General features: G+C 70.3%; 23 protein-coding genes. 16 read left to right on the forward strand and 7 right to left on the reverse strand.

Annotated elements, in window-relative coordinates; all coding sequences use genetic code 11:
• The first annotated feature begins 158 nt into the window (after positions 1-158).
• From BMZ83_RS09010 to BMZ83_RS09035, 6 genes are all read left to right on the forward strand, one after another.
• Positions 159-2,021 carry a PINc/VapC family ATPase gene (locus BMZ83_RS09010; RefSeq protein ID WP_074877804.1) on the forward strand — a complete coding sequence of 621 codons (1,863 nt, stop codon included), beginning with the start codon at positions 159-161 and terminating at the stop codon, positions 2,019-2,021.
• 155 nt (positions 2,022-2,176) lie between these two features.
• Complete coding sequence (locus BMZ83_RS09015) at positions 2,177-2,380, forward strand: HVO_0649 family zinc finger protein (RefSeq protein ID WP_074877805.1); 204 nt, start codon at positions 2,177-2,179, stop codon at positions 2,378-2,380.
• Positions 2,381-2,463: 83 nt separating this feature from the next.
• Positions 2,464-5,499 (forward strand): excinuclease ABC subunit UvrA, encoded by a 3,036-nt coding sequence (gene uvrA / locus BMZ83_RS09020; RefSeq protein WP_074877807.1) that lies wholly within the window; start codon positions 2,464-2,466, stop codon positions 5,497-5,499.
• On the forward strand, positions 5,499-5,981 hold the full coding sequence (locus BMZ83_RS09025) for a hypothetical protein (RefSeq protein ID WP_074877809.1): 483 nt from the start codon (positions 5,499-5,501) through the stop codon (positions 5,979-5,981). The genes uvrA and BMZ83_RS09025 overlap by 1 nt, the downstream gene beginning before the upstream one ends.
• 47 nt (positions 5,982-6,028) lie before the next feature.
• Positions 6,029-7,033: a WD40/YVTN/BNR-like repeat-containing protein gene (locus BMZ83_RS09030; protein ID WP_074877811.1), complete on the forward strand. Its 1,005-nt coding sequence runs from the start codon at positions 6,029-6,031 to the stop codon at positions 7,031-7,033.
• Between the two features lie 187 nt (positions 7,034-7,220).
• On the forward strand, positions 7,221-8,309 hold the full coding sequence (locus tag BMZ83_RS09035; RefSeq protein WP_074877813.1) for a geranylgeranyl reductase family protein: 1,089 nt from the start codon (positions 7,221-7,223) through the stop codon (positions 8,307-8,309).
• A gap of 33 nt (positions 8,310-8,342) precedes the next feature.
• On the opposite strand, the gene BMZ83_RS09040 is transcribed toward BMZ83_RS09035, so the two are convergent.
• On the reverse strand, positions 8,343-9,389 hold the full coding sequence (locus BMZ83_RS09040; protein ID WP_074877816.1) for a glycine cleavage T C-terminal barrel domain-containing protein: 1,047 nt from the start codon (positions 9,387-9,389) through the stop codon (positions 8,343-8,345).
• Positions 9,390-9,437: 48 nt separating this feature from the next.
• A complete protein-coding gene (locus tag BMZ83_RS09045) occupies positions 9,438-9,740 on the reverse strand; it encodes a DUF6432 family protein (protein ID WP_074877818.1) in 303 nt (100 codons plus the stop codon).
• Between the two features lie 126 nt (positions 9,741-9,866).
• Between BMZ83_RS09045 and BMZ83_RS16850 the strand changes: the two genes are divergently transcribed.
• Positions 9,867-11,201 carry a DUF7093 family protein gene (locus BMZ83_RS16850; RefSeq protein WP_074877820.1) on the forward strand — a complete coding sequence of 445 codons (1,335 nt, stop codon included), beginning with the start codon at positions 9,867-9,869 and terminating at the stop codon, positions 11,199-11,201.
• A gap of 42 nt (positions 11,202-11,243) precedes the next feature.
• Positions 11,244-11,624: a DUF5611 family protein gene (locus BMZ83_RS09055; RefSeq protein ID WP_074877821.1), complete on the forward strand. Its 381-nt coding sequence runs from the start codon at positions 11,244-11,246 to the stop codon at positions 11,622-11,624.
• Here BMZ83_RS09055 and BMZ83_RS09060 read toward each other — a convergent pair.
• Positions 11,621-12,358 carry an SDR family NAD(P)-dependent oxidoreductase gene (locus BMZ83_RS09060; protein WP_074877823.1) on the reverse strand — a complete coding sequence of 246 codons (738 nt, stop codon included), beginning with the start codon at positions 12,356-12,358 and terminating at the stop codon, positions 11,621-11,623. The two genes, BMZ83_RS09055 and BMZ83_RS09060, sit on opposite strands and share 4 nt — an antisense overlap.
• Positions 12,359-12,468: 110 nt before the next feature.
• Between BMZ83_RS09060 and BMZ83_RS09065 the strand changes: the two genes are divergently transcribed.
• Both BMZ83_RS09065 and BMZ83_RS09070 read left to right on the forward strand, forming a co-directional pair.
• Positions 12,469-13,887, forward strand: coding sequence for an LVIVD repeat-containing protein (locus BMZ83_RS09065; RefSeq protein ID WP_074877825.1), 1,419 nt, complete (start codon positions 12,469-12,471; stop codon positions 13,885-13,887).
• A 114-nt stretch (positions 13,888-14,001) separates the two neighbouring features.
• Positions 14,002-14,328 carry a NifU family protein gene (locus BMZ83_RS09070; protein ID WP_074877827.1) on the forward strand — a complete coding sequence of 109 codons (327 nt, stop codon included), beginning with the start codon at positions 14,002-14,004 and terminating at the stop codon, positions 14,326-14,328.
• Between the two features lie 4 nt (positions 14,329-14,332).
• Here the strand turns inward: BMZ83_RS09070 and BMZ83_RS09075 are convergent, their stop codons facing one another.
• Together BMZ83_RS09075 and BMZ83_RS09080 are read right to left on the reverse strand one after the other, a co-directional pair.
• The gene (locus BMZ83_RS09075; RefSeq protein WP_074877829.1) at positions 14,333-15,751 is read right to left on the reverse strand and encodes a DUF402 domain-containing protein; all 1,419 of its coding nucleotides are present in this window, start codon (positions 15,749-15,751) and stop codon (positions 14,333-14,335) included.
• A gap of 128 nt (positions 15,752-15,879) precedes the next feature.
• A complete protein-coding gene (locus BMZ83_RS09080) occupies positions 15,880-16,236 on the reverse strand; it encodes a cell division protein SepF (protein ID WP_074877831.1) in 357 nt (118 codons plus the stop codon).
• A 121-nt stretch (positions 16,237-16,357) separates the two neighbouring features.
• On the opposite strand from BMZ83_RS09080, the gene BMZ83_RS09085 reads away from it, so the two are divergent.
• The 5 genes from BMZ83_RS09085 to BMZ83_RS09105 all read left to right on the forward strand — a co-directional run bounded on the left by BMZ83_RS09085 (position 16,358) and on the right by BMZ83_RS09105 (position 21,839).
• Positions 16,358-17,077, forward strand: a complete 720-nt coding sequence (locus BMZ83_RS09085) for a DUF1028 domain-containing protein (RefSeq protein WP_074877833.1) — start codon at positions 16,358-16,360, stop codon at positions 17,075-17,077.
• 57 nt (positions 17,078-17,134) lie between these two features.
• Positions 17,135-18,655, forward strand: a complete 1,521-nt coding sequence (locus BMZ83_RS09090; protein WP_074877835.1) for a carboxypeptidase M32 — start codon at positions 17,135-17,137, stop codon at positions 18,653-18,655.
• 457 nt (positions 18,656-19,112) lie between these two features.
• A complete protein-coding gene (locus BMZ83_RS09095) occupies positions 19,113-19,556 on the forward strand; it encodes a DUF5788 family protein (protein ID WP_074877838.1) in 444 nt (147 codons plus the stop codon).
• 55 nt (positions 19,557-19,611) lie between these two features.
• On the forward strand, positions 19,612-21,378 hold the full coding sequence (gene polX / locus BMZ83_RS09100; RefSeq protein ID WP_074877942.1) for a DNA polymerase/3'-5' exonuclease PolX: 1,767 nt from the start codon (positions 19,612-19,614) through the stop codon (positions 21,376-21,378).
• Positions 21,375-21,839 carry a Mut7-C RNAse domain-containing protein gene (locus BMZ83_RS09105; RefSeq protein WP_074877840.1) on the forward strand — a complete coding sequence of 155 codons (465 nt, stop codon included), beginning with the start codon at positions 21,375-21,377 and terminating at the stop codon, positions 21,837-21,839. Before polX ends, BMZ83_RS09105 begins: the two co-directional genes overlap by 4 nt.
• Before the next feature lies 1 nt (position 21,840).
• Here the strand turns inward: BMZ83_RS09105 and BMZ83_RS09110 are convergent, their stop codons facing one another.
• Positions 21,841-22,953 (reverse strand): DUF7139 domain-containing protein, encoded by a 1,113-nt coding sequence (locus BMZ83_RS09110; RefSeq protein ID WP_074877842.1) that lies wholly within the window; start codon positions 22,951-22,953, stop codon positions 21,841-21,843.
• 126 nt (positions 22,954-23,079) lie between these two features.
• On the opposite strand from BMZ83_RS09110, the gene BMZ83_RS09115 reads away from it, so the two are divergent.
• Positions 23,080-23,370, forward strand: a complete 291-nt coding sequence (locus tag BMZ83_RS09115; RefSeq protein ID WP_074877844.1) for a DUF5789 family protein — start codon at positions 23,080-23,082, stop codon at positions 23,368-23,370.
• Positions 23,371-23,376: 6 nt separating this feature from the next.
• Here BMZ83_RS09115 and nreA read toward each other — a convergent pair whose 3' ends face one another.
• The gene (nreA, locus tag BMZ83_RS09120) at positions 23,377-24,636 is read right to left on the reverse strand and encodes a DNA repair protein NreA (protein ID WP_074877846.1); all 1,260 of its coding nucleotides are present in this window, start codon (positions 24,634-24,636) and stop codon (positions 23,377-23,379) included.
• Positions 24,637-24,711 lie beyond the last annotated feature (75 nt).

Here is a 24,711-nt window from a genome sequence, read left to right on the forward strand (position 1 = left end):
GCGAACCGGTGACCGAGTGATCGATCCCGAGACGCCGACCACGCTCGACGTTCGGACGGGCCGGGCGGCCGGGGTTGGCCGCCCGGCGTCGACTCCCTCGTCCCCGCCGGCAGGCGGGGCATATACACCCTTTTGGGCCTCCGCCGCCTACCACACGTGTGAACGTCGTTCCCGACACCAGCGTCGTCGTCGACGGCCGCGTCTCCGAGCGCGTCGCCGACGGGCGCTACGAGGGTGTCACCGTCTACGTCCCCGAAGCCGTCGTCGGCGAGCTCGAAGCCCAGGCCAACGCGGGGTACGACCCGGGTTGGACTGGGTTAGAGGAGCTCCAGCGTCTCGCCGAGTACGCCGACGACGGCGAGATCCGGGTCGAGTACGTCGGCCGTCGCCCCAACGCCGCCGAGACCGAAGGCGCCGGCGAGGGCGACATCGACGCCCTGATCCGCGACCTCGCGGCCGAGTACGACGCCACGCTGTTGACCAGCGACGGCGTGCAGGCCGAGGTCGCCCGCGCGAAGGGGCTCGACGTTGACTACGTCGAGCCCGTCGTCGACACCGACGCCGCCGAACCCGAGACCGAGGGGCTGGCCGTCGAGGAGTTCTTCACCGACGACACGATGAGCCTCCACCTCCGGGCCGGCACACAGCCCAAGGCCAAACGCGGCGAGATCGGCGAGATGCACTACGAGCGGATCGCCGACGAGCCGACGAGCGACGAGCAGATGGAGGAGTTGGCGACCGACGTGATCGAGACCGCCCGGGCCTCCTCGGACGGCTTCATCGAACTCAGCGAGGAGGGGATGGACATCGTCCAGTACCGGGACTACCGGATCGCGGTCGCCCGCCCGCCCTTCGCCGACGCCGTCGAGATCACGGCCGTCCGGCCGGTCGCGAAGACCACCATCGACGACTACGCGATGGCCGACGAGCTCAAGGAGCGCTTCACCGAGCGCCAGCGCGGCGTGCTCATCTCCGGCTCGCCGGGCGCCGGGAAGTCCACGTTCGCCCAGGCGGTCGCGGAGTACCTCAACGACAACGACTTCGCGGTCAAGACGATGGAGAAACCGCGGGACCTGCAGGTCGGCCCCGAGATCACCCAGTACACCGAACTCGGCGGCTCGATGGAGAACACCGCCGACTCGCTGCTGATGGTCCGGCCGGACTACACCGTCTACGACGAGGTCCGCAAGACCGAGGACTTCGAGACGTTCGCGGACATGCGGCTGGCGGGGGTCGGGATGATCGGCGTCGTCCACGCCACCCGCGCCATCGACGCGCTCCAGCGCCTCGTCGGCCGGGTCGAACTCGGGATGATCCCGCAGGTCGTCGACACCGTCGTCTACATCGAAGCCGGGCAGATCCACACCGTCTACGACGTGGAGACCGAAGTGAAGGTGCCCGCCGGGCTCACCGCCGAGGACCTCGCGCGCCCGGTGATCATGATCACCGACAGCGAGACCGGCACGCCCAAGTACGAGATCTACACGTTCAACCGGCAGGTCGTCACCGTCCCGCTCGACGACGAGGGGGAGGAGCCCTCCGGGGTGAACCAGATCGCGAAACAGGAGATCGAGCGCGAGATCCACTCGGTCGCCCGGGGCCACGTCGAGGTGGAACTCCAGGGCCAGGACCGCGCGGTCGTCTACGTCGAGGAGGACGACATCTCCTACGTGATCGGCAAGGGCGGCGGCCGGATCACCGAGATCGAGGACCGGCTCGGCATCGACATCGACGTGCGCACCCACGAGGAGAACCCCGCCCCGACGGCCGCCAACGGTGGCGAGTCGGCCGGCTCCCCGCAGGGCGAGGTCGTCGACCCCGAGATCACCGCCCGCCACGTCGTCATCCGGCTGGACGAACACGTCGGCGAGACCGTCGAGGTCCGCGCCGGCGGCGATTACCTGTTCACTGCGACCGTCGGCCGCGGCGGCGACGTGCAGGTCTCCCGCGGCTCGGCGATCGCGGAGGAGCTCGAGGACGCGATCGACCGCAAGCAGCAGATCACGGTCGTTCCGGCCTGACCGGCGACCGCGATCCGACCGGCGACGCGTTCGCTGTCCCGCAGTCGGGCGGTTCTACCGCAGATGAACACGGCGAGCGGCCGAGCCGTCGCAGTGCCGTGGCCCTTGTCAACTATGCGCAAGAACTTAGACGCTACGGCGCCAAGATCCACAGTATGGCCACCAGCAACCGCGGCATGAACCCGCTCGACACGCTCCGGGACCGCTTCGACGAGGTGGAGACGGTCTGTCCGGCGTGTGGCTACGACGACGACGACGGGACGTGGGCCACCGAGACCGACGGCGCCGAGGTCCGGTACGAGCACGACTGTCCGAGCTGCGGGAAGGTCACCGCCCACACGATATCTCTCGGGCGGTAGCTGGAGGGCGGACAGCGGGCGCGTGCGCGGTGATCCCCCGGGACCGACGGGTTCAACCCTCCCGACTCCGTAGCCGGCGCTGAATGAGTAAGGACTTCATCGAGGTCCGCGGCGCCGAGGAGAACAACCTCGCGGACCTCGACGTGGAGATCCCGCGGGAGGAGTTCAGCGTCGTCACCGGCCTCTCCGGCTCGGGGAAGTCCTCGTTGGCGTTCGACACCGTCTACGCCGAGGGCCAGCGCCGCTACATCGAGAGCCTGTCGGCGTACGCCCGGAACTTCCTGGGCCAGATGGACAAGCCCCAGGTCGAGTCCGTCGAGGGGCTCTCGCCGGCCATCTCCATCGACCAGAAGAACGCGGCGAACAACCCCCGATCGACCGTCGGGACCGTCACCGAACTGCACGACTACCTGCGGCTGCTGTACGCCCGCGTCGGCACGCCCCACTGCCCGGAGTGCGGTCGCGAGGTCGGCACCCAGAGCGCCCAGCAGATGGTGCGCCGCGTGTTCGAACTCCCCGAGGGCACCCGCGCGAAGATCGCCGCGCCCGTCGTCCGCGACCAGAAGGGCGCGTTCGAGGACCTGTTCGAGGACCTGGTCTCGGAGGGGTACGCCCGCGTCGAGGTCGACGGCGAGCGCTACGACCTCACCACCGACGACCCCGACCTCGACGAGAACTACGACCACACGATCGACGTGATCGTTGACCGCGTGAAAGTCGCCGCGGAGGACCGCTCGCGCATCACCGACTCCGTCGAGACCGCGCTGGAGGAGGGCGACGGCGTGCTGAAGGTGATCCTGCCGTCGCCGCCCGCGGACCTGCCCGAATCGTTCGGCGGGAACGTCTCGCGGAGCACTGGCGACCTCGCGGACGACGATTCCGACGCCGGCACCGACGCGGAGGACCGACTCGTCGTCGAGTTCTCGGAGGAGCTGGCCTGCACCCACTGCGGGATCGACTTCTCGGAGATCGAGACGCGCTCGTTCTCCTTCAACTCGCCCCACGGCGCCTGCCCCGAGTGTGAGGGGATCGGCGAGACCAAGGAGGTCGACGAGGACCTCGTGGTCGTCGACCCCGAGAAGCCGATCAAGGACGTGTTCGAGCCCTGGAGCTACAACCGCTCGTACTACCGCACCCGGATCGACAGCGTCGCCGAGCACTTCGGCGTCGACGTGACGACGCCGTTCTCGGAACTGCCCGACGACCAGCAGGAGCAGTTCCTCTACGGCACCGACGACGAGGTCGTGTTCGAGCGCCAGACCAAGAACGGCACCCGGCGCAAGGAGAAGCGCTTCGAGGGCGTCATCCCCAACCTCGAACGCCGCCACGTCGAGACTGACAGCGACTCCACCCGCGAGCACATCGAGGAGTACATGGCCGTCACCACCTGCCCGGCCTGTGAGGGGACCCGCCTCAAACCGCAGTCCCGGTCGGTGCTCGTCGACGGCACCGACATCACCGAGGTCAACCGGCTGAGCATCGCCGACGCCCGCGAGCACTTCGAGGGGATGGAGGCGAACCTCTCCGAGCGCGACCGCACCATCGCCGAGGAGATCCTGAAGGAGATCCGCGCCCGCCTCGGGTTCATGGAGGAGGTCGGCCTCGACTACATCACGCTCGACCGCGAGGCGTCGACGCTCTCCGGCGGCGAGAGCCAGCGCATCCGGCTGGCCACGCAGGTCGGCTCCGGCCTCGTCGGCGTGCTCTACGTGCTCGACGAGCCCTCGATCGGCCTCCACCAGCGCGACAACGACCGGCTGCTGAACACGCTCGAGGGGCTGCGCGACCTCGGCAACACCCTGCTCGTCGTCGAACACGACGAGGAGACGATGCGCCGCGCGAACCACGTGATCGACATGGGGCCCGGCCCGGGCAAGCGCGGCGGCGAGATCGTCGCCCAGGGGGACTTCGACGATATCGTCGACAGCGAGGAGTCGGTCACCGGCGACTACCTCGCCGGCCGGAAGGAGGTGCCCGTCCCCGACGAGCGACGGGACTCCGACGAGGCCCTCACCGTCGTCGGCGCCCGCCAGCACAACCTCAAGAACGTCGACGTGGACCTCCCGATCGGCCAGTTCACCGCCATCACCGGCGTCTCCGGCTCCGGGAAGTCCACCCTGATGCACGACGTGCTGTACAAGGGGCTCGCCCGGAACATGAACGACAACACGAGCGTCGACCCCGGCGAGCACGACGCCATCGAGGGCACCGAGAACATCGAGACGGTGCGACTGATCGACCAGTCGCCGATCGGCCGTACCCCCCGATCGAACCCGGCGACGTACACTGGCGTCTTCGATCACGTCCGCGAGGCGTTTGCGGGGACGAAACTCGCCCAACAGCGCGGCTACGACAAGGGTCGGTTCTCGTTCAACGTCAAGGGCGGGCGCTGTGAGGAGTGTGGCGGGCAGGGCACCGTCAAGATCGAGATGAACTTCCTCTCGGACGTGCACGTCCCCTGCGAGGAGTGTGGCGGCGCGCGCTACAACGACGAGACGCTGGACGTGGAGTTCAAGGGCAAGACCATCGCCGACGTGCTCGACATGGACGTCGAGGAGGCCTACGAGTTCTTCGAGGCCAACTCCCAACTCCGCCGCCGCCTCAAGCTGCTGAAGGACGTGGGACTGGGCTACATGAAGCTCGGCCAGCCCTCCACGACGCTCTCGGGCGGCGAGGCCCAGCGCGTGAAACTCGCCGAGGAGCTCGGCAAGAAACAGACCGGCGACACGCTCTACCTGCTCGACGAGCCGACGACGGGGCTGCACAAGGAGGACGAGCGCAAGCTGATCGACGTGCTCCAGCGCCTGACCGACAACGGCAACACCGTCGTCGTCGTCGAGCACGAACTCGACCTCGTCAAGAACGCGGACAACATCGTCGACCTCGGCCCCGAGGGCGGGGAAGCCGGCGGCGAGATCGTCGCCAGCGGCACGCCCGAGGCGGTCGCCCGGGTCGACGAGTCCCACACCGGGCGGTACCTCCGGGACTACCTCCCGACCGTCGACGCCGAGGGGCCACGTGCGGACCGCCGCAAGCCCGCAAAGGAGGAGCCGGCCACCACCCCGGCCGAGGACGACGCCGACGAGGAAGCCGAAGCGCCCGCGGCCGACGACGACTGATGGCGGGTTCCCCGACACGCCGGCGACTCCTCGCGGCCGTCGGCGCCGCTGGGACCACGGGCCTCGCGGGCTGTACGGCCGCCGAGCGCGCCCGCCTCAACCCCTTCGCCGCACCGCCGGTGTCGATGACCGTCATCCGGGCCAGCGGCGACGAGAGCGAGACGACCTGCCGGCTCGACGCCGACGGTGTCGCCGAGATTCCCGAACTGCAGGGGCCACTCGACGAGCTCAACGACGCCGACGACGGCGAGCGCGTCGAGCGGGGACTCTCCATCGCGACGGGACGGGAGATCTCGAACTTCTTCACTCGGCAGTGCGAGGACGACGTGGGCGGGATCTACCGTTACGACGGCGCCGACTACCTGATCGGGCTCACCTATCGAGATCAGGCCGACCACCAGGATCACCACGAGCACCTCGCAAACGAGAGCGAGACGGGTACCGACGAGGGGACGGGTACCGAGACGCCGACCGAACAGTAATCGCCGCCGGCGCTACCTTTTCGACGCCCGCCCCCGACGTTCCGGGTATGTCCACCGCCTACGCCGTCTACGAGGACGCGCTGTTCGTCGTCGATCTCGACCGAGCGTCGATGGTCCGCGAACACCCCTTCGACTCCCGGTCCGAGTGCGTCGCCGTCGCCGACGACGCCGTCCTCGTCGGGACGTTCGAACACGGTCTCCAGCGCTCGACCGACGACGGGGCGTCGTGGGAGCGCGCCGACGGGATCGAACCGGACGCCGTCACCTCGATCGCGGTGGCGCCGGACGATCCCGAAACCGTCTACGCGGGCACCGAAGCCAGCGGCGTCTACCGGAGCACCGACGGCGGGCGGACGTTCGAGAGGCTCGACGGGCTCACCGACCTCCCCTCCGCCGACGAGTGGTCGTTCCCGCCGCGCCCCGACACCCACCACGTGCGTTGGATCGAACCCGACCCCGCCGACCCGGACCTGCTCCACGTGGCTGTCGAGGCGGGCGCGCAGGTTCGCGCACGCCTCGGCGAGGACGGCGGCGTCGACTGGGAGCCACGGGTACCGAGCGCCCGCCGGGACGTTCACACCATCATCACCCACCCCGACGCGGGGGGCCACGCTTGGGTCGCCGCCGGCGACGGGTACGCCGAGACGGCGGACGCCGGCGAGTCCTGGCAGCACCCGCAAGCGGGACTGGAGCACACCTACTGCTGGAGCGTCGCCGTCGGGCTGAACCCCGCGTCGACCGGCCGTTGGACGCCGCGTGTCCTGCTATCGGCGGCGACGAGCGCGCGCGAGGCCCACCGCGTCGGCGAGTCGTACCTCTACCGCCGCGAGGGCGGCGCGTGGGAGCGCCTCGACGACCGCGGGATCCCGACCGGCGAGGGGACCTACCGCGCAGTTCTGGCCCGGGGCGACGACGAGGCAACGTTCTGGGCGGCGAACAACCACGGGCTCTACCGTACCACTGACGGCGGCGACGCTTGGACCGAGATCGACGTTTCGTGGCCGGAGCGCCTCGGTGACCAGACGTGCCGCGGGCTCACGATCGTCGACTGATCCCCGCGGCGATCGTCCGTCACCCCCGATTTCAAGTACCAGAACGCGACCAGTGCCGTCGATGCTCTGACCCACCGACGCGGGCCGTCCCGGACGGGCGTCCGACGTACCGGTGCGCGATAGGGAAGCGCGTCGGCTGTCAGCCCCAACCACGAGACATATGGTCCGCGGCCGGATAGCCGGGGGTATGTACGACTTCGCCGTCGTCGGCGTCGGGCCCGCCGGCGCGCGCGTCGCCCGCCGCGCGGCCGAGGCGGGCGACGACGTGATCGCCTTCGAGCAGGGCGAGATCGGGACCCCGCTGGCCTGTTCCGGACACGTCTCCAGAGACATCTGGGAGTACACGCCCGACGGCGCCCGCGAGGAACTGCTCCAGAACGAGGTGTACGGTGCCGACTTCCACGTCGGCGGTCCGGACAGCGACGCCTACTCCTTCTACAAGGACGAGCCAGTCTCGAACGTGATCGACCGCGAGGAACTCGATCGCACGCTCGCCGCGGCGGCCCGGGACGCCGGCGCGGAGATCCACGACGGCCACACCGTCACGGGCGTCGACGAGGGCGTCGACAGCGTCGAGCTCACCGTCTCACCCGACGACGGCGAGCCCTTCACCGTCGAGGCGAAGATGGTCGCCGGCTGTGACGGTCCCGTCTCCCGGGTCCGACGCGCGGTCGACCTCCCCGAACCCGACGAGAAACTCCACGGCGTGCTCGGGTTCGATCCGGAGCCGGACCACGGCGACTTCGTCGACGTGCACCTCACGGTCCCGAGCTTCTTCGCGTGGCGGATCCCTCGGGGGGAGGGGGGCGTCGAGTACGGGTTGGCGGTCCGGCCGGACGCCGAGGAGGACGCGCGCGCCCGGTTCGACCGGCTCGTCGACGCCTACGGCGCCGAGATCGACCGGTTCTGCTCGGGCGCCATCCCCATCGGCCCGCCCGACTCGGTCACCTCCCACCGCGTGTTCCTCGTCGGCGACGCCGGCGCACAGACGAAACCGTTCACCGGCGGCGGCATCCTCTACGGCATGCGCTCGGCGGACCACGCGGTCCGGCAGATCGACCCCGACGACCCGGCGACGCTGTCGGCCTACGAGGTCGCGTGGCGCGACGAACTCGCGACCGAGATCCGACTCGGCCACTGGCTCCGGCGGGCCTACTCGCTGCCGGAACCGGTCCAGCGACTCGGCCTGCGACTCACTTCGGGGGAGATCGGCGTCCACATGGACCGCCCGACGACGCTGTTCTCGCGTGAACACCTGCGGAGCTACCTGCCCTAGGGCGGTCTCGTCGATCTCGGTTCGACAGCGCCCTCAGTACGACGGGAGCCGCCTCGACCGGTCGCTCCCCTCGACGAACGGGAGCTCGGTCCGCGTGGCCGGCATCTCTCCCGCTGCGGTTCGGACCGATCGCACCGTCTCCCCGCGCTCGACCCGTGCGAACGCGATCGCGGTCGACAGCGACGGACTCCTCCGGGCCCGGGTCAGTTCGCCGACGACGCCGTCGTCGCCGACCACCGGCGTCCCGGCCGGCGGTAGCGAGTCCTCGGCGTCGGCGCCGAGATCGAGGCCGACCAGTCGGTAGGTCGGCGCCTCGGCGCCTCCTGCGACGCCGGCCACGTCGGTCAGCCCGAGCGTCCCGGGTCGCTCGCCCCGGATCTCGGATTCGAACAGCGGCGTCCCCGATTCGAGCGTCAGCGTCTCGTAGGTCTGGTAGCCGAACGGAGCGGCGCCGTTGCCCCGCGAGAGCAGCGTGGTCCACACCTCCGCGGCGTCGTCGGCGGCACAGATCACTTCGTAGCTCTCCTCGCCGCCGGGCGCGTCGCCCGCGACGACGGAGACGCCGGCGTCGCCCATCGACCCGCGGACGAACGAGTACGCCCCCGTCGGCGCGCCGGCCTTGTGGAGCACCGACGCGATCTTCTCGGTCGCCATCGGGCCGTGGACCCCGAACACGCCGAACTCGGTCGTCGCGTCGCGCACGTCGGCGTCCCGGCTGTCGCCACCGAGTCGCTCGGTGAGCGCGCTGTCGCGCCCGGGCGGCGTGAAAAGCAGCAGGCGCCGGCCGGCGTCGTAGACGAACAGTTCCGTCTCGATCGCCCCCTCGCTGTCGAGCGCCAGCGCGTAACAGCCGCCGCCGTCCTCGTGCGGCACGTCGTTGGTGACGGCGTCGTCGACGACAGCCCGGCGGTCCGATCCGGTGACGACGACCACGCCGTACCCCATCTCGATCACCCCGACCGCGTTTCGCACCGCTCGCACGGCGCGGTCGGGACGCCCGTACTCTTCGACGACCGATCGACCGCCCCGGTCGCCGAACGTGGCCCCGTGGTCGGTGTGGCTCCCGGCGACTAGCGTCATCGACCGATAGTTGGCCGGCGGCGGGAAAAACACCGCCGGTTCAGCGACTCAGAACCCGAACCGCTCCCGGATGATCTGCAGGACGCTCGGGTCGTCGTCGTCGTCCAGGTCCTCGGGGTCGGCGACGACGCCCTCGGCGGGGTAGAGCACCACGCTGTCCCCGTTGCTCTCGACGTCGATCAGTCCCTCCTCCTTGAGGTCGCCGAGTGCGGGCTCCAGCCGGTCGATGTCGGCGTCGACCGCCGCGCGAAGTTCGAGGACGCTCATCCCCTCCTCGGCGCGGTCGGCAAGCGCCGCGAGCACCTCGAACTCCACCTCGTCCCGGTCGCGAAGCTCTGGACTGACGGCCATACGCGCTCGTGGGTGTGCGATCGGTTTACCTCTACCGGCGACCCGCCGACCCGTGCGGGCAGGTGTGACGAGTTGCGCCCGGAGTTGGCGGGGTATTTTTAGCCTTCCGCCTGTCTAACTCCGGTAATGGGACTCAGGTGTCTGCTCGGACACGACTTCGGCGAGCCGGAGACCGAGCGTGAACGAACGGAGGAGGGTAACGAGGTCGTCGTTACCGTCCGGGAGGTCAAGACCTGCCAGCGCTGCGGCGAGAAGCAGGTAGTCAGCGAGAACAAGGAGATCACCTCGATCGAGCAGCTCCGGGAGTCGGCGACGGGCGAGTCGCCGGCGACCGAGCCGTCGGCCGCCGCCGGAAGCGACGCCGACACCGCCGAGGAGTGGGGGACCGACGAGCTCTCGCCCGGTCGAGACGAGAGCGCTCCCGAGCCGGAACCCGGTGCCGACGAGCCGACGCCGGCCGACTCGGAGCCGGCCGAGGGGCCCTCCGCGGCGGTCACCGACGCCGACGAGGACCCCGTCGAGCGGGGCGTCGCCGACATCATCGAACAGGCCGAGCGCGACGACGACATGCTGCAGGGGCCGTCCGAGCCCGCGGACGCGGCCGACGAGGCCGCGGACGACGAGGACGACGTACCGGTCCACCCGGGCCAGCGGTCGGCAGCCGCCGAGGAGTCCGAGATCCCTGACGCCGAGGACGACGACGGCGTGATCCTCGACGAGGACGACACGGAACCGCCCGAGAACGCCAGAACGCAGTGGGAGGAGGAAGCGAGCCCGGAGGAGGTCCCGGGACAGGACCCCGAGGTGGAGGAGCCCGCGACACCGGAGGGGGCCGAGGCGGAGATCATCGACGCAGAGTCCGACCCGTCGGTCGCCGATTCGGATGCCGAAGCGACGGAGTCGACCGACCCGGTGGAACCGACCGAACCGGACGCGAGCGACACCCAGCAGTCCTCGACGCCCTCCGCGGTGGAGTCCGAGGACGCCGAGATCGTCGACGCCGAAGCCGGGCCGGCTGATCCGGAACCCGCCGACCCCGAGCCGACGCCGAGCGAGCGCGAGGAGACCGACGAGGGCCACATGCCCTGGCCCGACGCCCCCGGCGAGGACGAGGGCCACGACGCGACGACGCCGGATGGCGAACCGGCGGACATCGACTTCGGCGAGGAGTTCGTCGCGGACGACGAACCCGAGTCTACGGCGTCGTCACCCACCGACCCCGAACCCGTCGAGACGGACCGCGAGAACGGCGACCGGACGCCGACGGGCGAGTCGAGCGACGCGTCGACGGCGCCGACCGCCAACGTCGACCTCGAGCGTTCGAGCCGCGACGCCGAACTCGAGTACTACTGTCCCGAGTGCGGGCTGACCCGGGACGTGGGCAACTCCTCGATGCGTGCGGGCGACATCTGTCCGGAGTGTCGCGTCGGCTACATCACCGAGCAGCAGAAGGCGGAGTAGCGGTCCACAACAGGTAAACCGACCGCTCGCAAACGGGCGGGCATGAAGGAGTACAAGATGCGCCGCGGGGAGACCTTGGAGGAGCGCATCCCGGACATGGAATCGACGGTCGAGGACTACTTCGGCGAGATCACCGGGACCGAGGAGTACAAGGGGAACGATCTCTACGTGGTCAGCGAGCCCGACAACCCCGTCTTCGAGCGCGTCGTCGCCGGCGCGGTGAAGTACTCGGGCAAGAAGGACTGGCTCGGCGTGGAGTTCGAGGAGCGCGACCCGACCGAGCTCGGCGCCGACGAACTGGAGGCCGCCGGCGAGGCCGTCGACGCGAAGAACGATTTCCTGCTCGAAGCCACGGGGCGTGACGCCAAGTCCCGGCGGGAGTCGCTCAAGCGCGAAGTCGAGGACGACGCCCCGGACTACTAGATCTCCTCGGGCAGCCACCCGCCGTCGATCTCGACGTTCTCGCCCGAGACGTACTCGCTCTCCGCGCGACAGAAAAAGAGCGCCGCGTTCGCCACGTCCTCGACGGTGCCCCAGCGCCCGCGCGGGGCGTCGTCGGGGAACTCGTCGCTGCTCTCGAGCACGTACGGCGACACCGCGTTGACCGTGATCCCGTCGTCCTGCGTGTCGGCCGCGAGCATTCTGGTGAACATCAGCACGCCCGTCTTCGCGACGAAGTAGGGGAAGTTCGTCGCCCCCACGAGCGCCTGCTCGCTGCTCGCGTAGCCGACGTTGACGATCCGCCCCCACTCCTGCTCGCGCATCGCCGGCAGTGCGCGCCGCGAGCAGAGCATCGTCCCGGTGAGGTTCGTGTCGAGCACCCGGTGCCACGCGTCGAGGTCGATCGCTTCCCAGTGCCGGGGGTCGAAGTCGCCGACGTTGTTCACCAGCACGTCGACGCTCCCTAGTCCCGCCTCCACGTCGTCGAACAGCGTATCGACGCTCTCCGGATCGGTCACGTCGCCCTGCACCCTCGTCGCGTCGACGCCGCGCTCCCGGACCTCCGCCGCCGTCGCCGCGGCTTCCTCCGCACTGCTGTGGTAGTGGATCGCCACGTCGGCGCCGCAGTCGGCGAGCGCCAGCGCGAGCCCGCGACCAAGCCCCGAAGCGCTCCCGGTCACCAGCGCGACCCGTCCGCCGAGATCTACGTCGTCCATACGCCCGCCTCGGACGCCGGTCCCAAGCACGTTTCGCCCGCGTTGGGTCGGCTGCCACGCTCCCCGGTACGACCCGACCCCTTATCCGTTCACGCGCGCTCTCGACAGCCATGCGCAGGCGCGACGCGCTCTCCCTGCTCGCCGCCGGCGCCCTCCTCCCGGGCCGGGTCGCGGGCCACCCGACGCCGCCCGAGGGCGATCCCGACGGGACCCCACCGACCCGGACGGACACGGGCTACGGTCCGCTCGCCCGGATCGAGGTCGAGGGTGCCACGGAGGCGGTCGTCTCCGACGACGGGACCACGGCGTTCGTCGCCGCGACGACGGGGTACGCCGTCGTCGACGTTTCCGACCCGGACGACCCGGCCATCCTCGCCGAGCGCCGCGACCTGCTCGCCGACCGCGAGGGCGGCCCGCTCGCGGGGATCTACGACGTGAAGCTCTCGGGCGGGACGCTGCTGGTCGTCGGGCCCGCCAATCCCGGCCAGAGCGACCTCTCGGGCGCGCTGGTCGTCGACGTTTCAGACCCCAAAAACCCCGACCGACGGGCGTTCTACGAGACCGACTACCCGATCCACAACTGCGACCTCGAGGGCGACCGCGCCTACCTCACCGCCAACGAGGGCGATCGACGGGCGCTATCGATCGTCGACGTGAGTGACACGCCGACCGAGATCGGCGGGTGGTCGCTCCGCGGACACGACGAGCGCTGGGACGACCTCGCACCCTACCCCCGAACGCTCCACGACGTGTTCGTGCAGGACGGCGTCGCCTACCTCGCCCACTGGGACGCCGGCACGTGGCTGCTCGACGTGAGCGACCCCGCGGCGCCGACGGTGCTCGCCCACGTCGGCCGCGACCCCGAGACGGTCGTCGAGCAGTACGAGTCCGGCGATGACGGCTACGACGGGCTCCCCGGCAACGACCACTACGCCGCCGTCGACGAGGCCGGCGACCTGCTCGCGATCGGTCGCGAGGCGTGGGCCACCGAGGAGCGTCCCGAGGGCGGCCCGGGCGGGATCGACCTCTACGACGTGTCGACGCCAGAATCGCCGACGCAGCTCTCGACGATCGCCCCGCCGCCGACGCCGGACGCGACAGAAGAGGGCGTCTGGACGACCGCCCACAACTTCGAGTTCCGGGACGGAATCCTCTACAGTTCGTGGTACCGCGGTGGCGTGAAGCGACACGACGTGAGTGACCCGGCCGACCCACGGGAGCTGACGTGGTGGGCGGACCGCCACCACGCGGAGTTCTGGACCGCGCGCGTCGCCGTCCCCGAGTCGACGTTCGTCGCCGCCTCGCGGGCCACCGGCAGTGCCCCCGCCGCGCTGTACGTCTTCCCGGACGCCGACGGTGAGACCACCTGGGGGTTCGGCAACGACGCGTCGACGCCGACGAGCGCCGAGACGCCCACGGCGACGGGCACTCCCTCACGCGTCAGCACGCCGGGGTTCGGCCCGCTCGCGGCGCTGGCCGGCGTCGGCGCGGGCGCGTTCGCCTGGTGGCGCCGGCGCGATCGCCCGTGAGCCGGGCGGGAACCCCACGGGTCGCGCAAGAACGATCGTGACACAGTTTTTTCGCGGCGATCGCCGTGCAGGGAAACCGCAAGCTACCAGTGTCCCCGGCCCCAACTGGAAGCAATGAGCCAGGAGAGCCTCAAAGAGCGCGTCGAGACCTGGATGACCGGGCAGATGCCCATCATCCAGATGCACGGCGGGCGGAGCGTCGTCCGGGAGGCCGACCCGGACACCGGCACCGTCAGCGTCGAACTCGGCGGCGCCTGTGCCGGCTGTGGGATCAGCGACCTCACGGCCCAGAACATCAAGCGCGACATGATCATGGAGTTCGACGACGTCGACGAGGTCCACGTGATCGTCCCCTCGACCGGCGAGCAGGGCGACTCGACCGTCGAGGGCGGCCGCGGCGGCGAACTGCAGCACGCGACCGAGCACCCCAACCACTTCTGACCCGCTAGATCGCGCGCTCGATGCTCGCGGCGACGCTGCGGGCTTTCTCCGCCAGCGTCTCCGGCACTTCGCCGGCCTCGACCGCCGCGTCGAGTTCGTCGTCGTCGACGCGCTCGACCGTTCCGTCGGGGTACTTGATCACGTCCACGTGGAGGTCGACGTAGCGCACCGCGTCGGGGAACAGCTCCGCCGGCGTGCAGACGTTGACGTACGTCCCCTTGTGCTCGCCGTCCGCCGAGCGGTACGTCGTCGGGTACCACCAGCGCCCCTCGCGGAACTTCGTGTGGGCGATGTCGCCCGACTCCTTGAGCGTGTCCAGCGCGTCGTAGCTCCCGCCGCCGCTCAGTTCGCGTTCGACCGCGAGCGTCTCGCCGTCGCGATCGACGACCTCGGCCTCGCCGAGGACGATCCGGTGGCCGGCCGGCTTCCCGTGGTCGAGGCGGACGGTCTCGCCCTCGTGGGGGCCGAACTGGTCGGCGACGACCGGGAACGGGAACTCGTCGCCCAGGTCCCCACTGCAGAGCGCTTCCGCGAAGTCGACGCCCGCGCTGGCGGCGTCGGTGCCGGCCTTCGTCCGGTGGTGACCGGGCATCGTCGCCGTCACCTCGCGACGGACCTCGTCCAGCGCGAACCGCGACGCGCGGCCGAACCAGACCCACGCGCCAGTCGTGGAGCTGGCCACCTCCCGGACCGGGTCGGGGTCGCCGGCGTCGTCGACGGCGTCCTCCAGCGCGCCGGCCCGCTCGCCCGCCCGCTCGAGCGCGTCCTCGAGCGTGGCCATCTCGGCGTCGCGGGCGTCGCGTGCCCACTCAAGCCCCCAGCCCTCCGGTGCCGACGCGGAGAGCAGGTCGGTGATCCCGGCGAGCTCGCGCCCGGCGGCGTCGTCGCGGCCGGCCACGCGGACCCCCTCGCGGCCGCGGGTGAGCGTCGCCAGTCCGGCCTCGACCTGCAGGCCGGTGTCGAGCATCGGTCGGTCATCGTCCCACGGCGCCGCGGCCTCGGTCACCTGTACGCGCACCGCGTCGCCCTCGTCGACGCGGCCGTCGACGGCGCGGAACGGGAGGTAGCCCTCCGTCTCACCGAGGGCGACCGCGGCGCCGCTGCCGAGCGTCTCGGTCACGCGGCCGTCGAACACCGCGCCGACGGGAGCGGGGTCGTCCCAGGCGAGCGTGTCGAGACCGGTGTCAGCGAGCAGTTCACGGATCGAGGCCACGGCCTCCGGATCGCCGGCGACGCTGACGCCCTGTCGGTGCGGCCCCGTCTCGATCGCGGCGTCGTGGTCGTCCGCGGGGAGGTCGGCGTCGAATCGCCGCTGTATCGGCGGCGAGGCCTGTACGACACGGTGGCCGGCGTCGAGCAGCGTCCGCGTGAGCGCGGTGGCGTAGATCCCCCGGACCCGGACGCTCGACGTGGGGTCGGTCATGGATCCGGGTTGGCTCGGGGGGAACAGGTAGGTGACGGTTCGATCACGGCTGAACTGGCCGGCGACGCCGGGGTAGTCGGCAGAAAGTGTGGTCCGATAGAACCGCCGTCGGCGGCCGGCCGTCGCGATCAGCTCAGCTTCTCGCGGGCGATGCCCACGCCCGTCGGCGTGACGACGATCTGATCGTCGCCCTTCTGGACGATGTCGCCGTCGACCTCCTGGGCGACCTGCCGGAGCTCCTCGATGATGCGGTCGCTCTCGGTGTCGGTCGTCGAGTGACGGGTGATGTCCGCGACCACCATGTCGCCGTCGTAGACGGCGTCCTTGATGGCGATCACGTCCTGCTGGCCGCCGATCTCCGCGAAGTGAACGCTCATGCTCCCCGCGCTCCCCGGACTCTCGAAGTCCTCCTCGAGGTCCAGGGTGACGTAATCCTCGGTGTCGCGGTTGCCGCCCCCGCCGAGGATTTTGCTCATGATTCCCATGTCGGTTGCAACCCGGGCTGTCGCATTAGTTCTTGCGCCGGCGGGACGACGGCACGTCGATCGCCCCCCCGTATTCGCCGGGAGAGGACCACTTTTCCCCGCGCCGACCCCAGCGACGCCCATGACGTTCAGCATCTGCGTCCGCGAGGAGTACCAGGACGAGGACGGCAACGACCAACTGCGGTTCGGCGTCGCGGTCACCACGCGGCTGCCGGCGGTCGGGACGCTCTGTCCGTTCGCCTCCGAGAACGGCGCGGTGGCGACCCAGAGCCTCGTCAACGTCGAACTCGGCGAGCGGGGGATCGAGTACGTCGACGACGGGCTCGCGGTCGACGACGCGCTCCAGTCGCTGTTGAACGCGGATGAGGGGGCGGCGAACCGCCAGCTCCACGGGATCGACGCCGACGGGACGTTCACGTTCTCCGGCGAGGAGTGCAAGGACTGGTACGGCCACGTCGAGGGCGAGAACTACACCGTCGCGGGCAACCTCCTCACCGGCGAGGCGGTGATCGAGAACGTCGCCGAGACGTACGAGGACTCCGGCCGGGACGCCCCGCTCGCCCAGCGCCTCATCGACGCGCTCGGCGCCGGCTACGCCGAGGGCGGCGACAAGCGCGAGGAGCTCCACGTCCAGAGCGCCGCGCTGAAGGTGCGGACCACCGAGGACGAGGAGCACGCGCCGTACTACAACGACCTGCGCGTCGACGCCACCGAGACGCCGATCCAGGACCTGCGGGAGACGTACCGCCTCGCCGGCGACGGGTTCGCGGAGGCGATGGAGCGCTATCAGGACGCCATGGAGGAAGACGACCTCGAGGCGGCCGACGAGGATACGGAGTAGCGGCCCACGGGCTGCCGGGGCCCGGGGATTGATAGGCTCGCAGGCTGATTACGGGCTGTGTCAATCGAAGAACCTCCCGCGGACGCCCCCGACGCGTACCGCGACCTCATCGAGCAGAACCGGCGGATCTCCTACCTCAACGACGCGAGCGGCGTGCTGGGGTGGGACCAGCAGGTCACCATGCCCGAGGGCGGCGCGTCCGCCCGCTCGAAGCAGCTCTCGGCGCTCTCGGCGGTCACCCACGACCTGATGACCGCCGACGAGTTCGAGGCGGCCCTCGTCGCGAGCGAGGACGTCGCCGACGACCTCGACTGGCGCCAGCAGGCCGCCGTCCGCGAGATCCGGCGCAGCTACGACCGGACCGCCGACGTGCCGGGCGACCTCGTCGAGGAGCTCTCGGAGGTCCAGAGCGACAACCAGCAGATCTGGCAGGAGGCCAAAGCGAACGACGACTTCGAACTGTTCGCGCCGCGGCTGGAGAAACTCCGCGATCTCTCCATCGACCGCGCCGACCACATCAACCCGGACCAGGCGCCCTACGAGGTGCTCTACGAGGACGGGCTCCCGTACATCTCCCGCGAGCGGACGAACGAGATCTTCGATCGGTTGAAGGCGGAACTGGTTCCGCTGATCGAGGAGATCAAGGCGCACGGCGACGACCTCGCGACGCCCTACGAGGGCCAGGAGTACCCCGAGGAGGACCAGCGCGCGCTCTCGGAGGCCGCCCTCGACGCCATCGGCTACGACCGCGACCACGGGCGACTGGACATCTCCGCCCACCCGTTCACCTCGGGCACGCAGTTCGACGCCCGCGTGACGACACGGTACAAGCCCGAGAACCCGATGGACGCGCTGACTGCGACCATCCACGAGTACGGGCACGCGAGCTACATGCTCGGGCTCCCGAAGGAGAACTACGGCACGCCGCTGGGCCAGTCGCTCTCCTCGGGCGTCCACGAGTCCCAGAGCCGCTTCTGGGAGAACCACGTCGGCCGCACCAAGCCGTTCTGGGAGTTCTTCCTCCCGAAGGTCAAGGAGCACCTCGACGGCGTCGACGACCTCACGGTGCAGGAGGCCTACGAGGCGGTCAACCGCATCTACCCGAACAACCTCATCCGTGTGGAGGCGGACGAGCTCACCTACCACCTGCACATCATCCTCCGGTGTGAGATCGATAGCGCGTTCGTCGCCGGCGAGATCGACGTCGACGAGATTCCCGAGCTGTGGAACGAGAAGATGGAGGAGTACCTCGGCGTCACGCCCGACGGCGTCGGCGAGGGCTGCCTGCAGGACATCCACTGGTCCTCCCGGTTCGCGGGGTTCCAGGGCTACACGATCGGCAGCGTGCTCGCGGCCCAGCTCGACGCCGCGATGCGCGACGACATCTCCGACGTGGACGGCAAGATCCGCAACGGCAACTTCGAGCCGATGCGCGAGTGGATGAACGAGAACGTCCACAGCCACGGTCGCGCGTACAAGTCCGACGACCTGATCGAGGAGGCGACCGGCGAGCCGCTGACCGCCGACTACTTCCTCGACTACGTGAACGAGAAGTTCACCGACCTGTACGGGCTGTAAGTCGGCTACGAATCGGTTCTCGGTGTTTTCGTTCGGTTCGTTTCGGTGAGCGTTGGCGGTCTCTGAGGTCGATACTCGAACGGCGACCGCAACGGCATCCCGTTCGTTGGCAACTTGTGACCGCACCGCCCCGCACCGCGGCCACAGCCTCCCCAGCCGACTCGTTCGCTATCGCTCACTCGTCCCTCGCGCGCTCGTTCGCGCCGACGCGCTCCGGTCGCGCGCCACTCCGGCTGGTCTGCGGTTGCGGTGGACGCCTCGCGAGCGCCAGCGGTCGGCGCCCGCGGGGGGAGGGGTGGGGACTGGAAACCGCGCCGGGCCTCGTGCCCGGCGCATTGCGGTCCCGGAGTCCAAGCATCGAGGTGCTGCCGCTGTCACGGTTCCGGGAACCCGCCCTGACCACCGAAAACGAATAACGGGCGAAGGAGCAAAGAGCCGCCCCGCCCAACCTCCCCCCGTGAAGGAGTACGAGCGCAAGCAACTGCTCGAACGGGTCGGCCGCGAGGCCGCCACCATCGGCGCCGACATCCCCCGGGAGATCGAGGTCCAGGGCGAGACACTCGAACTCCAGCAGTTCGTCTTCGAGATCAAGCGCCGGGACACGGTGCCGGCCGACCAGCGCGAGCGCGTCGACGAGGCCAAACGCAACCTCCGGCGGGAGCGCAACGAACGGCTCGAACTGATCGAGGACGGCGTGGTCAGCTACGAGCGGGGGGAGGAACTCGCCAACAGCGTCATCGGCATCGACCGCGCGCTCGACGCGCTCGAACAGCTCGAACCCGCCGACATCGAGAGCGAGGCCGCCAGACAGGAGGCCGCCGACCAGAAGCGCTGGATGAACTTCCTCCAGCAGGCGCTCGGTCACGATGACGACGGCAGCCCGCGACGCGGGTCGCTCTGACCGACGCCGACGACCGCGCGACGCAACCGATCGACACTACACCGAGAGCCACCACATGCCCACGAACGACGAACTCGCGACCCTGCTCGAAGAGATGGCCGACCTGCTGGACGCCGAGGACGTGGAGTACAAGCCCACGGCCTACCGGCGCGCGGCGGAGAACGTCCGGGAGCACGCAGAACCGGTCGAGGAACTCGCCGCCGAGGGCGAGGACGCCGTCGCGGAGATCGACCGCGTCGGCGACGCCATCGCGGCGAAGCTGGTGGAGTACGTCGAGACCGGCGAGATCGAGGAGCTCGAGGAGCTCCGCGAGGAGCTCCCGGTCGACATGGCCGCGCTCACGAGCGTCGAGGGGGTCGGTCCCAAAACCGTCGGCACGCTCTACGAGGCACTCGGGATCACCGACCTCGACGAACTCGAAGCCGCGGCCCGGAACGGGGAGATCCGGGAGGTCAAGGGGTTCGGCCCCAAGACCGAGCAGAACATCCTCGGCGGCATCGACTTCGCCCGACAGGCCCACCAGCGCACGCTCCTGGGCAAGGGGCGCCCGCTGGGCGAGGCCGCGCGGGAGTTCCTCGTGGGGATCGAGGCCGTCGAGGAGGCCGAACTCGCCGGCTCGAACCGGCGCTGGAAGGAGACGATCGGCGACGTGGACGTGCTGGCGGCCAGTACGGACGGCGAGGCGGTCGTCGACGCCTTCCTCGACTGGGAGAACTCCACCGAGACCATCGAGTCCGGGCCCACCAAAGCCAGCCTCCGGACCGGCGACGGCGTCCGGGTCGACCTCCGGGTGGTCGACCCCTCGGAGTTCGGCGCGGCGCTGCAGTACTTCACCGGCAGCCGCGACCACAACATCCACCTGCGCAACGTCGCCATCGACCGCGACCTGAAGCTGAACGAGTACGGCTGTTTCGACGTGTCCGGGGTCGACGACCCCGACGGAAGCCAGCGCGTCGGCGATCGCGTCGCGGGCGAGACGGAGGAAGGGATGTACGGCGCGCTGGACCTGCCGCCGATCCCGCCGGAGCTCCGGGAGAACACCGGCGAGATCGAGGCCGCCCGCGACGGCGCCCTCCCCGACCTCGTCGCGGAGGACGAGATCCGGGGCGACCTCCACGCCCACACCGACTGGTCCGACGGCGACGCGACCGTCGAGGAGATGGCGCTGGGTGCCGCGGAGTTCGGGCACGACTACCTCGCGATCACCGACCACGCCGAGGGGCCGGGGGTGTTCGGGAACATGGGGCTCGCCCCCGAGGAGATCCGCGAACAGGCTGACGCCATCGACGGCGCCCGCGACGCGCTCGCCGAGGCGGGCCACGACCTCGAACTGCTCCACGGCGTCGAGACCAACGTCGACGCCGACGGCGGGCTCTCGACCCCCGACGACCTGCTCGCGGAGCTGGACGTCGTGATCGCCTCGCCCCACGCGGCGCTGGACCAGGACCGCGGGCCGGCGACCGACCGCCTCGTCGCCGCGATCGAGCACCCCCGGACGGACGTCCTCGGCCACCCGACCGGCCGCATGATCAACGAACGAGCGGGGCTCTCCCCCGAGTTCGACCGGCTCGCCGAGGCCGCAGCCGAGAACGGGACGGCGCTGGAGATCAACGCCAACCCGCAGCGCTTGGACCTGCGGGACTCGGCGGTCCGGGTGGCCGTCGAGGCCGGCGCCGTCGTCGCGATCGGGACCGACGCCCACCGGCCGGGGGCGTTCGCCGAGAGCCGGTACGGCGTCCACACCGCACGCCGGGGCTGGGCCGAGACCGACGACGTGCTCACCACCCGCGACGTCGACGGGGTCCGGGCGTTCCTCGACTGACCGTGAGCGACGGTGGGCGGTCCGAGCGCCGGTTCCTGCTCGACGTGATGCTCGGGAAACTCGCGACGTTCCTGCGGATGTGTGGCCACGACACCGCCTACGCGCTGGACCGGGGCATCGAAGCCGACGAGCGGATCCTCCGGCTCGCGACGGCGGAGAACCGAACGCTGCTCACTCGCGACGAGCAGCTGGCCGCGCAGGCCGACGACGCGATCCTGCTCACCGAGCGCGACGTCGAGGACCAGCTCCGGGAGCTGCGGGCGGCGGGTGTCGACCTCTCGCTGCCCGCGCGACCGCGCCGCTGTAGCAACTGTAACGGCGAGCTCGCACCCGCCGACGCCGACGAGGCGCCGGCGTACGTGCCCGACGACACCGAAACCTACCGCTGTCGGGACTGTGGGCAGTGGTTCTGGAGGGGATCACACTGGGCCGACGTTCGCGAGACGCTCGCGGCGCTGTGAGCTACTGCCGGGGGGTGTAGTCGTCGCAGGCGTCCATGTCGTCCATGAGGTCCTCGTGGAACCCGCAGTAGGGCTGCATCCCTCGCTCGGTCTGGACGTACTCGAAGTGACGGCAGGAGCCGCAGTAGCTGTCCCGGTCCGGCCCGCTCTCGGCGCGGTCGGGGCTGGCGCCGGTCGGCGTCCAGTCGTCGTCGCGTCGGGGCGAGTTCCCCGAACCCACGTCGCTCACATCGCCGGCGGAACCGCCGGCCGCCGGGTTGGACGGCCCCGTCGAGCGGCCGGCGGCCGACTCGCGGTTCTCGCGCCGTGGCGGCTTGGAGCCGACGGACTCGGTACTGCCGTCCGTGCCGGCGGGGTTCGAACTCCCGTTCGACGTCGACGCCCCGTTCGAGGGGGTACTTGGGCCGGCGTCCACGATCTCCGACTCGTCCACGAACGCGCCGCTGCCACCCAGATCGTCGATCGCGTTCGTCGACGCGCCGCCGTCGCTCGCCACGCTGCTGTTCCCGCCGCCGGCGCCCGGTCGGTCGGGCGCTTCGACATCGGGGGTGTCGCCGAGGACGCCCATGCTGCTCGAGAACTTCGGGAGCTCCGAGGTCGGGACCTCGATCACCTTCGTCTCGCCCTGGGTCGTCACCTCGACGTGGGCGGTGCCGCCGGGGCTGTTCCGGGACTCGAAGTTGACGATCCCGGTGAATAGACACCACAGCGTGGTGATGATACCCGCCGCGTAGAGCAGTGCGACCGGGAGCGTCAGGAGCGTCCGGCCGTTGAGACAGTTGGTGCCGACCCACTGGCAGGGGTAGGCGTGGGCGAACAGCGCGACCCCGAGGATCGAGAGCGCGGCGCCGATCACGGCCGCGGCCCGGGTCCGCCGGCCGGAGGGGAGGACGGCGAAGATCCCCAGGATCGCCGCCGGGACGCCGAGCCCGGCGAGGATGCCCGCCCACTCCCAGGAGGCCGTCAGCGAGTCGAACGGGGTGATCGCCCCCACGATCACGCCGGCTATCGCGAGCAGGCCGCCGACCGCGAACAGGCCCAGCCCCGCGTACAGTCGCCGGAGGCTGGTCTGGAACTCCGCGTCGGGCTTGTACACCTCCGAGAGACTGGTCATGTTCGGTGCATCAGGCCCCACGGACAAAAAGCCGTACGTCATACACATATCGGTAAAAAGACAGTTACGGCCTCGCCCGTCGATGCCATCGAAAGCGTTACCGTCCGGACGGGCGATGTGCCGGACATGAGCGAAGAAGAGACCGAAGCGGAGGCCGAGGAGCCGGCGGTCGAACTCGGTGCGGGGAGCCCCGTCGAGGGCGCGCCGCTTGCCCGCGTCGCCGCACGACTCACCTGGCCCCAGGAGCGCAGTCGCATCGTCGAGAAGGAGGGTGACGCGACCGTCCGGACCCCTGAGGGCCCGCGCAGCCTCGAGGACGTACTGGCGGAGACGGACACCACCTACTTCGACACCCGGCAGTCGTTCGTCGAGGCCGTCGAGTCGGTCGTGGGCCGCGGCCCCGTCCAGACCGAGTAGCGCGGCTCAGAACTCCAGCAGGCTCGACTGGACGCCCGCCGCCATCGTCGACTTCCTCCGCAGCCGCGCCGCCGAGACCGGGAGGTGGCTGCCGATCTCGCTGACCGCGCCCGACAGCGACTCCGCGGTGCCGTGTTCGCCCTCGAAGGCGTGACGGACGGCCTCGCGGACCTGCCAGACCCCAACGGGGCCCCAGTAATCGTCGGAGACGTGGCGGAGTACGAGTGCCTTCCCCTGCCGGCCGATCTCCGAGAGGTGTTCGAGCACGCCGAGGCGGGCCGCGTAGTACGCGCCCGCCGTCTCGTCGACGTACCCCGTCCGCCCCTCGAACTGCTCGTGGGCGCTCGCGAGGTACGTGCCCGCATCCGGATCCGGGTTCCAGATGCTCCCGGGCGCCTTCATCTCGACGAGTTCGTACTCCCACTTCCCGGGTGCGAGGACGACCCAGAAGCTGTTGCCGAGGTACTCGTTGTGCCAGACTTGGACGCTGTCGACGCTCCGGTTGCCGCGGAGCGTCCCGCGGAGGTACTGGCCGACGGTGTCGTCGACGGCGGTGATCGACCACCGCGTCGGGACCAGTTTCCGGTTCTCGGCCTGCCCCAGCGCGCCCGCCGAGAGGATCGTGTTGATGTCGTACACGTCGAACCCGCGGCGGTAGAGGTAGTTGATCGCGCCCTGGGCCTGCCAGTCGTCGTCCTCCAGGGTCTTCTCGACTGGCCGGGGGACGTGGGGGTTCTCGGTGAGGTCGGCCGACTGGGCCGTCGCTCGCGGGCCGACCGGCGTCGCCACGTCGTCGCGGGACACGTCGTAGTCCACCTCCGGCCGGCCGTCGAGGCCGACCTCGACGCCGACGGGGCGGTCGGCGATCGCGATCTCGCGCTGGACGCCGGTGAACCCGTCCCACGCGTCGTGCACGTCGACGCCCACGCCCGTGCGGTTGGAGTTCAGCAGGCTGGTCCGGCGCTCGAACACGTCCGCGATCCCGACGCCCTCGTCGTACCACTCGCCGCTGGTCTCGAAGCGGCCGGCGTCGTCCTCGTGGCCCACGGGCGAGAGGATCCCCGTCGAGACCTCCGGGTAGTTCGAGCGGCCGACGAAGATCGACGGCGAGACGCTCCCGACCAGCGAGTCGTCCGTGACGTGTTCCTCGAAGCGGTTCTCGAAGGACTCCAGTTGGTCGAGTATCTCGTAGTTCTTCTCCTCGGCGAGGCGCCGCCGCTCGGCGGCCTCGTCCGCCTCGTACTCGAGATACTCGTCGAGTCGCATCACCCCGGACTCGGCGCTACGTCGGCTTGAAAGTTCTGTGCACGGCACCCCCGTATGCGGCGCACAGGTGGCGAA

The organism is Halolamina pelagica, assembly GCF_900115675.1.
GTDB lineage: Archaea > Halobacteriota > Halobacteria > Halobacteriales > Haloferacaceae > Halolamina > Halolamina pelagica.

Excerpts from the sequence above, each read along its gene's own strand:
- BMZ83_RS09015 (WP_074877805.1), top strand. The coding sequence starts at position 2,177 with ATGGCCACCAGCAACCGCGGCATGAACCCGCTCGACACGCTCCGGGAC.
- uvrA (WP_074877807.1), top strand. The coding sequence starts at position 2,464 with ATGAGTAAGGACTTCATCGAGGTCCGCGGCGCCGAGGAGAACAACCTC.
- BMZ83_RS09025 (WP_074877809.1), top strand. The coding sequence starts at position 5,499 with ATGGCGGGTTCCCCGACACGCCGGCGACTCCTCGCGGCCGTCGGCGCC.
- BMZ83_RS09030 (WP_074877811.1), top strand. The coding sequence starts at position 6,029 with ATGTCCACCGCCTACGCCGTCTACGAGGACGCGCTGTTCGTCGTCGAT.
- BMZ83_RS09035 (WP_074877813.1), top strand. The coding sequence starts at position 7,221 with ATGTACGACTTCGCCGTCGTCGGCGTCGGGCCCGCCGGCGCGCGCGTC.
- BMZ83_RS09040 (WP_074877816.1), bottom strand. The coding sequence starts at position 9,389 with ATGACGCTAGTCGCCGGGAGCCACACCGACCACGGGGCCACGTTCGGC.
- BMZ83_RS09045 (WP_074877818.1), bottom strand. The coding sequence starts at position 9,740 with ATGGCCGTCAGTCCAGAGCTTCGCGACCGGGACGAGGTGGAGTTCGAG.
- BMZ83_RS16850 (WP_074877820.1), top strand. The coding sequence starts at position 9,867 with ATGGGACTCAGGTGTCTGCTCGGACACGACTTCGGCGAGCCGGAGACC.
- BMZ83_RS09055 (WP_074877821.1), top strand. The coding sequence starts at position 11,244 with ATGAAGGAGTACAAGATGCGCCGCGGGGAGACCTTGGAGGAGCGCATC.
- BMZ83_RS09060 (WP_074877823.1), bottom strand. The coding sequence starts at position 12,358 with ATGGACGACGTAGATCTCGGCGGACGGGTCGCGCTGGTGACCGGGAGC.
- BMZ83_RS09065 (WP_074877825.1), top strand. The coding sequence starts at position 12,469 with ATGCGCAGGCGCGACGCGCTCTCCCTGCTCGCCGCCGGCGCCCTCCTC.
- BMZ83_RS09070 (WP_074877827.1), top strand. The coding sequence starts at position 14,002 with ATGAGCCAGGAGAGCCTCAAAGAGCGCGTCGAGACCTGGATGACCGGG.
- BMZ83_RS09075 (WP_074877829.1), bottom strand. The coding sequence starts at position 15,751 with ATGACCGACCCCACGTCGAGCGTCCGGGTCCGGGGGATCTACGCCACC.
- BMZ83_RS09080 (WP_074877831.1), bottom strand. The coding sequence starts at position 16,236 with ATGGGAATCATGAGCAAAATCCTCGGCGGGGGCGGCAACCGCGACACC.
- BMZ83_RS09085 (WP_074877833.1), top strand. The coding sequence starts at position 16,358 with ATGACGTTCAGCATCTGCGTCCGCGAGGAGTACCAGGACGAGGACGGC.
- polX (WP_074877942.1), top strand. The coding sequence starts at position 19,612 with ATGCCCACGAACGACGAACTCGCGACCCTGCTCGAAGAGATGGCCGAC.
- BMZ83_RS09110 (WP_074877842.1), bottom strand. The coding sequence starts at position 22,953 with ATGACCAGTCTCTCGGAGGTGTACAAGCCCGACGCGGAGTTCCAGACC.
- BMZ83_RS09115 (WP_074877844.1), top strand. The coding sequence starts at position 23,080 with ATGAGCGAAGAAGAGACCGAAGCGGAGGCCGAGGAGCCGGCGGTCGAA.
- nreA (WP_074877846.1), bottom strand. The coding sequence starts at position 24,636 with ATGCGACTCGACGAGTATCTCGAGTACGAGGCGGACGAGGCCGCCGAG.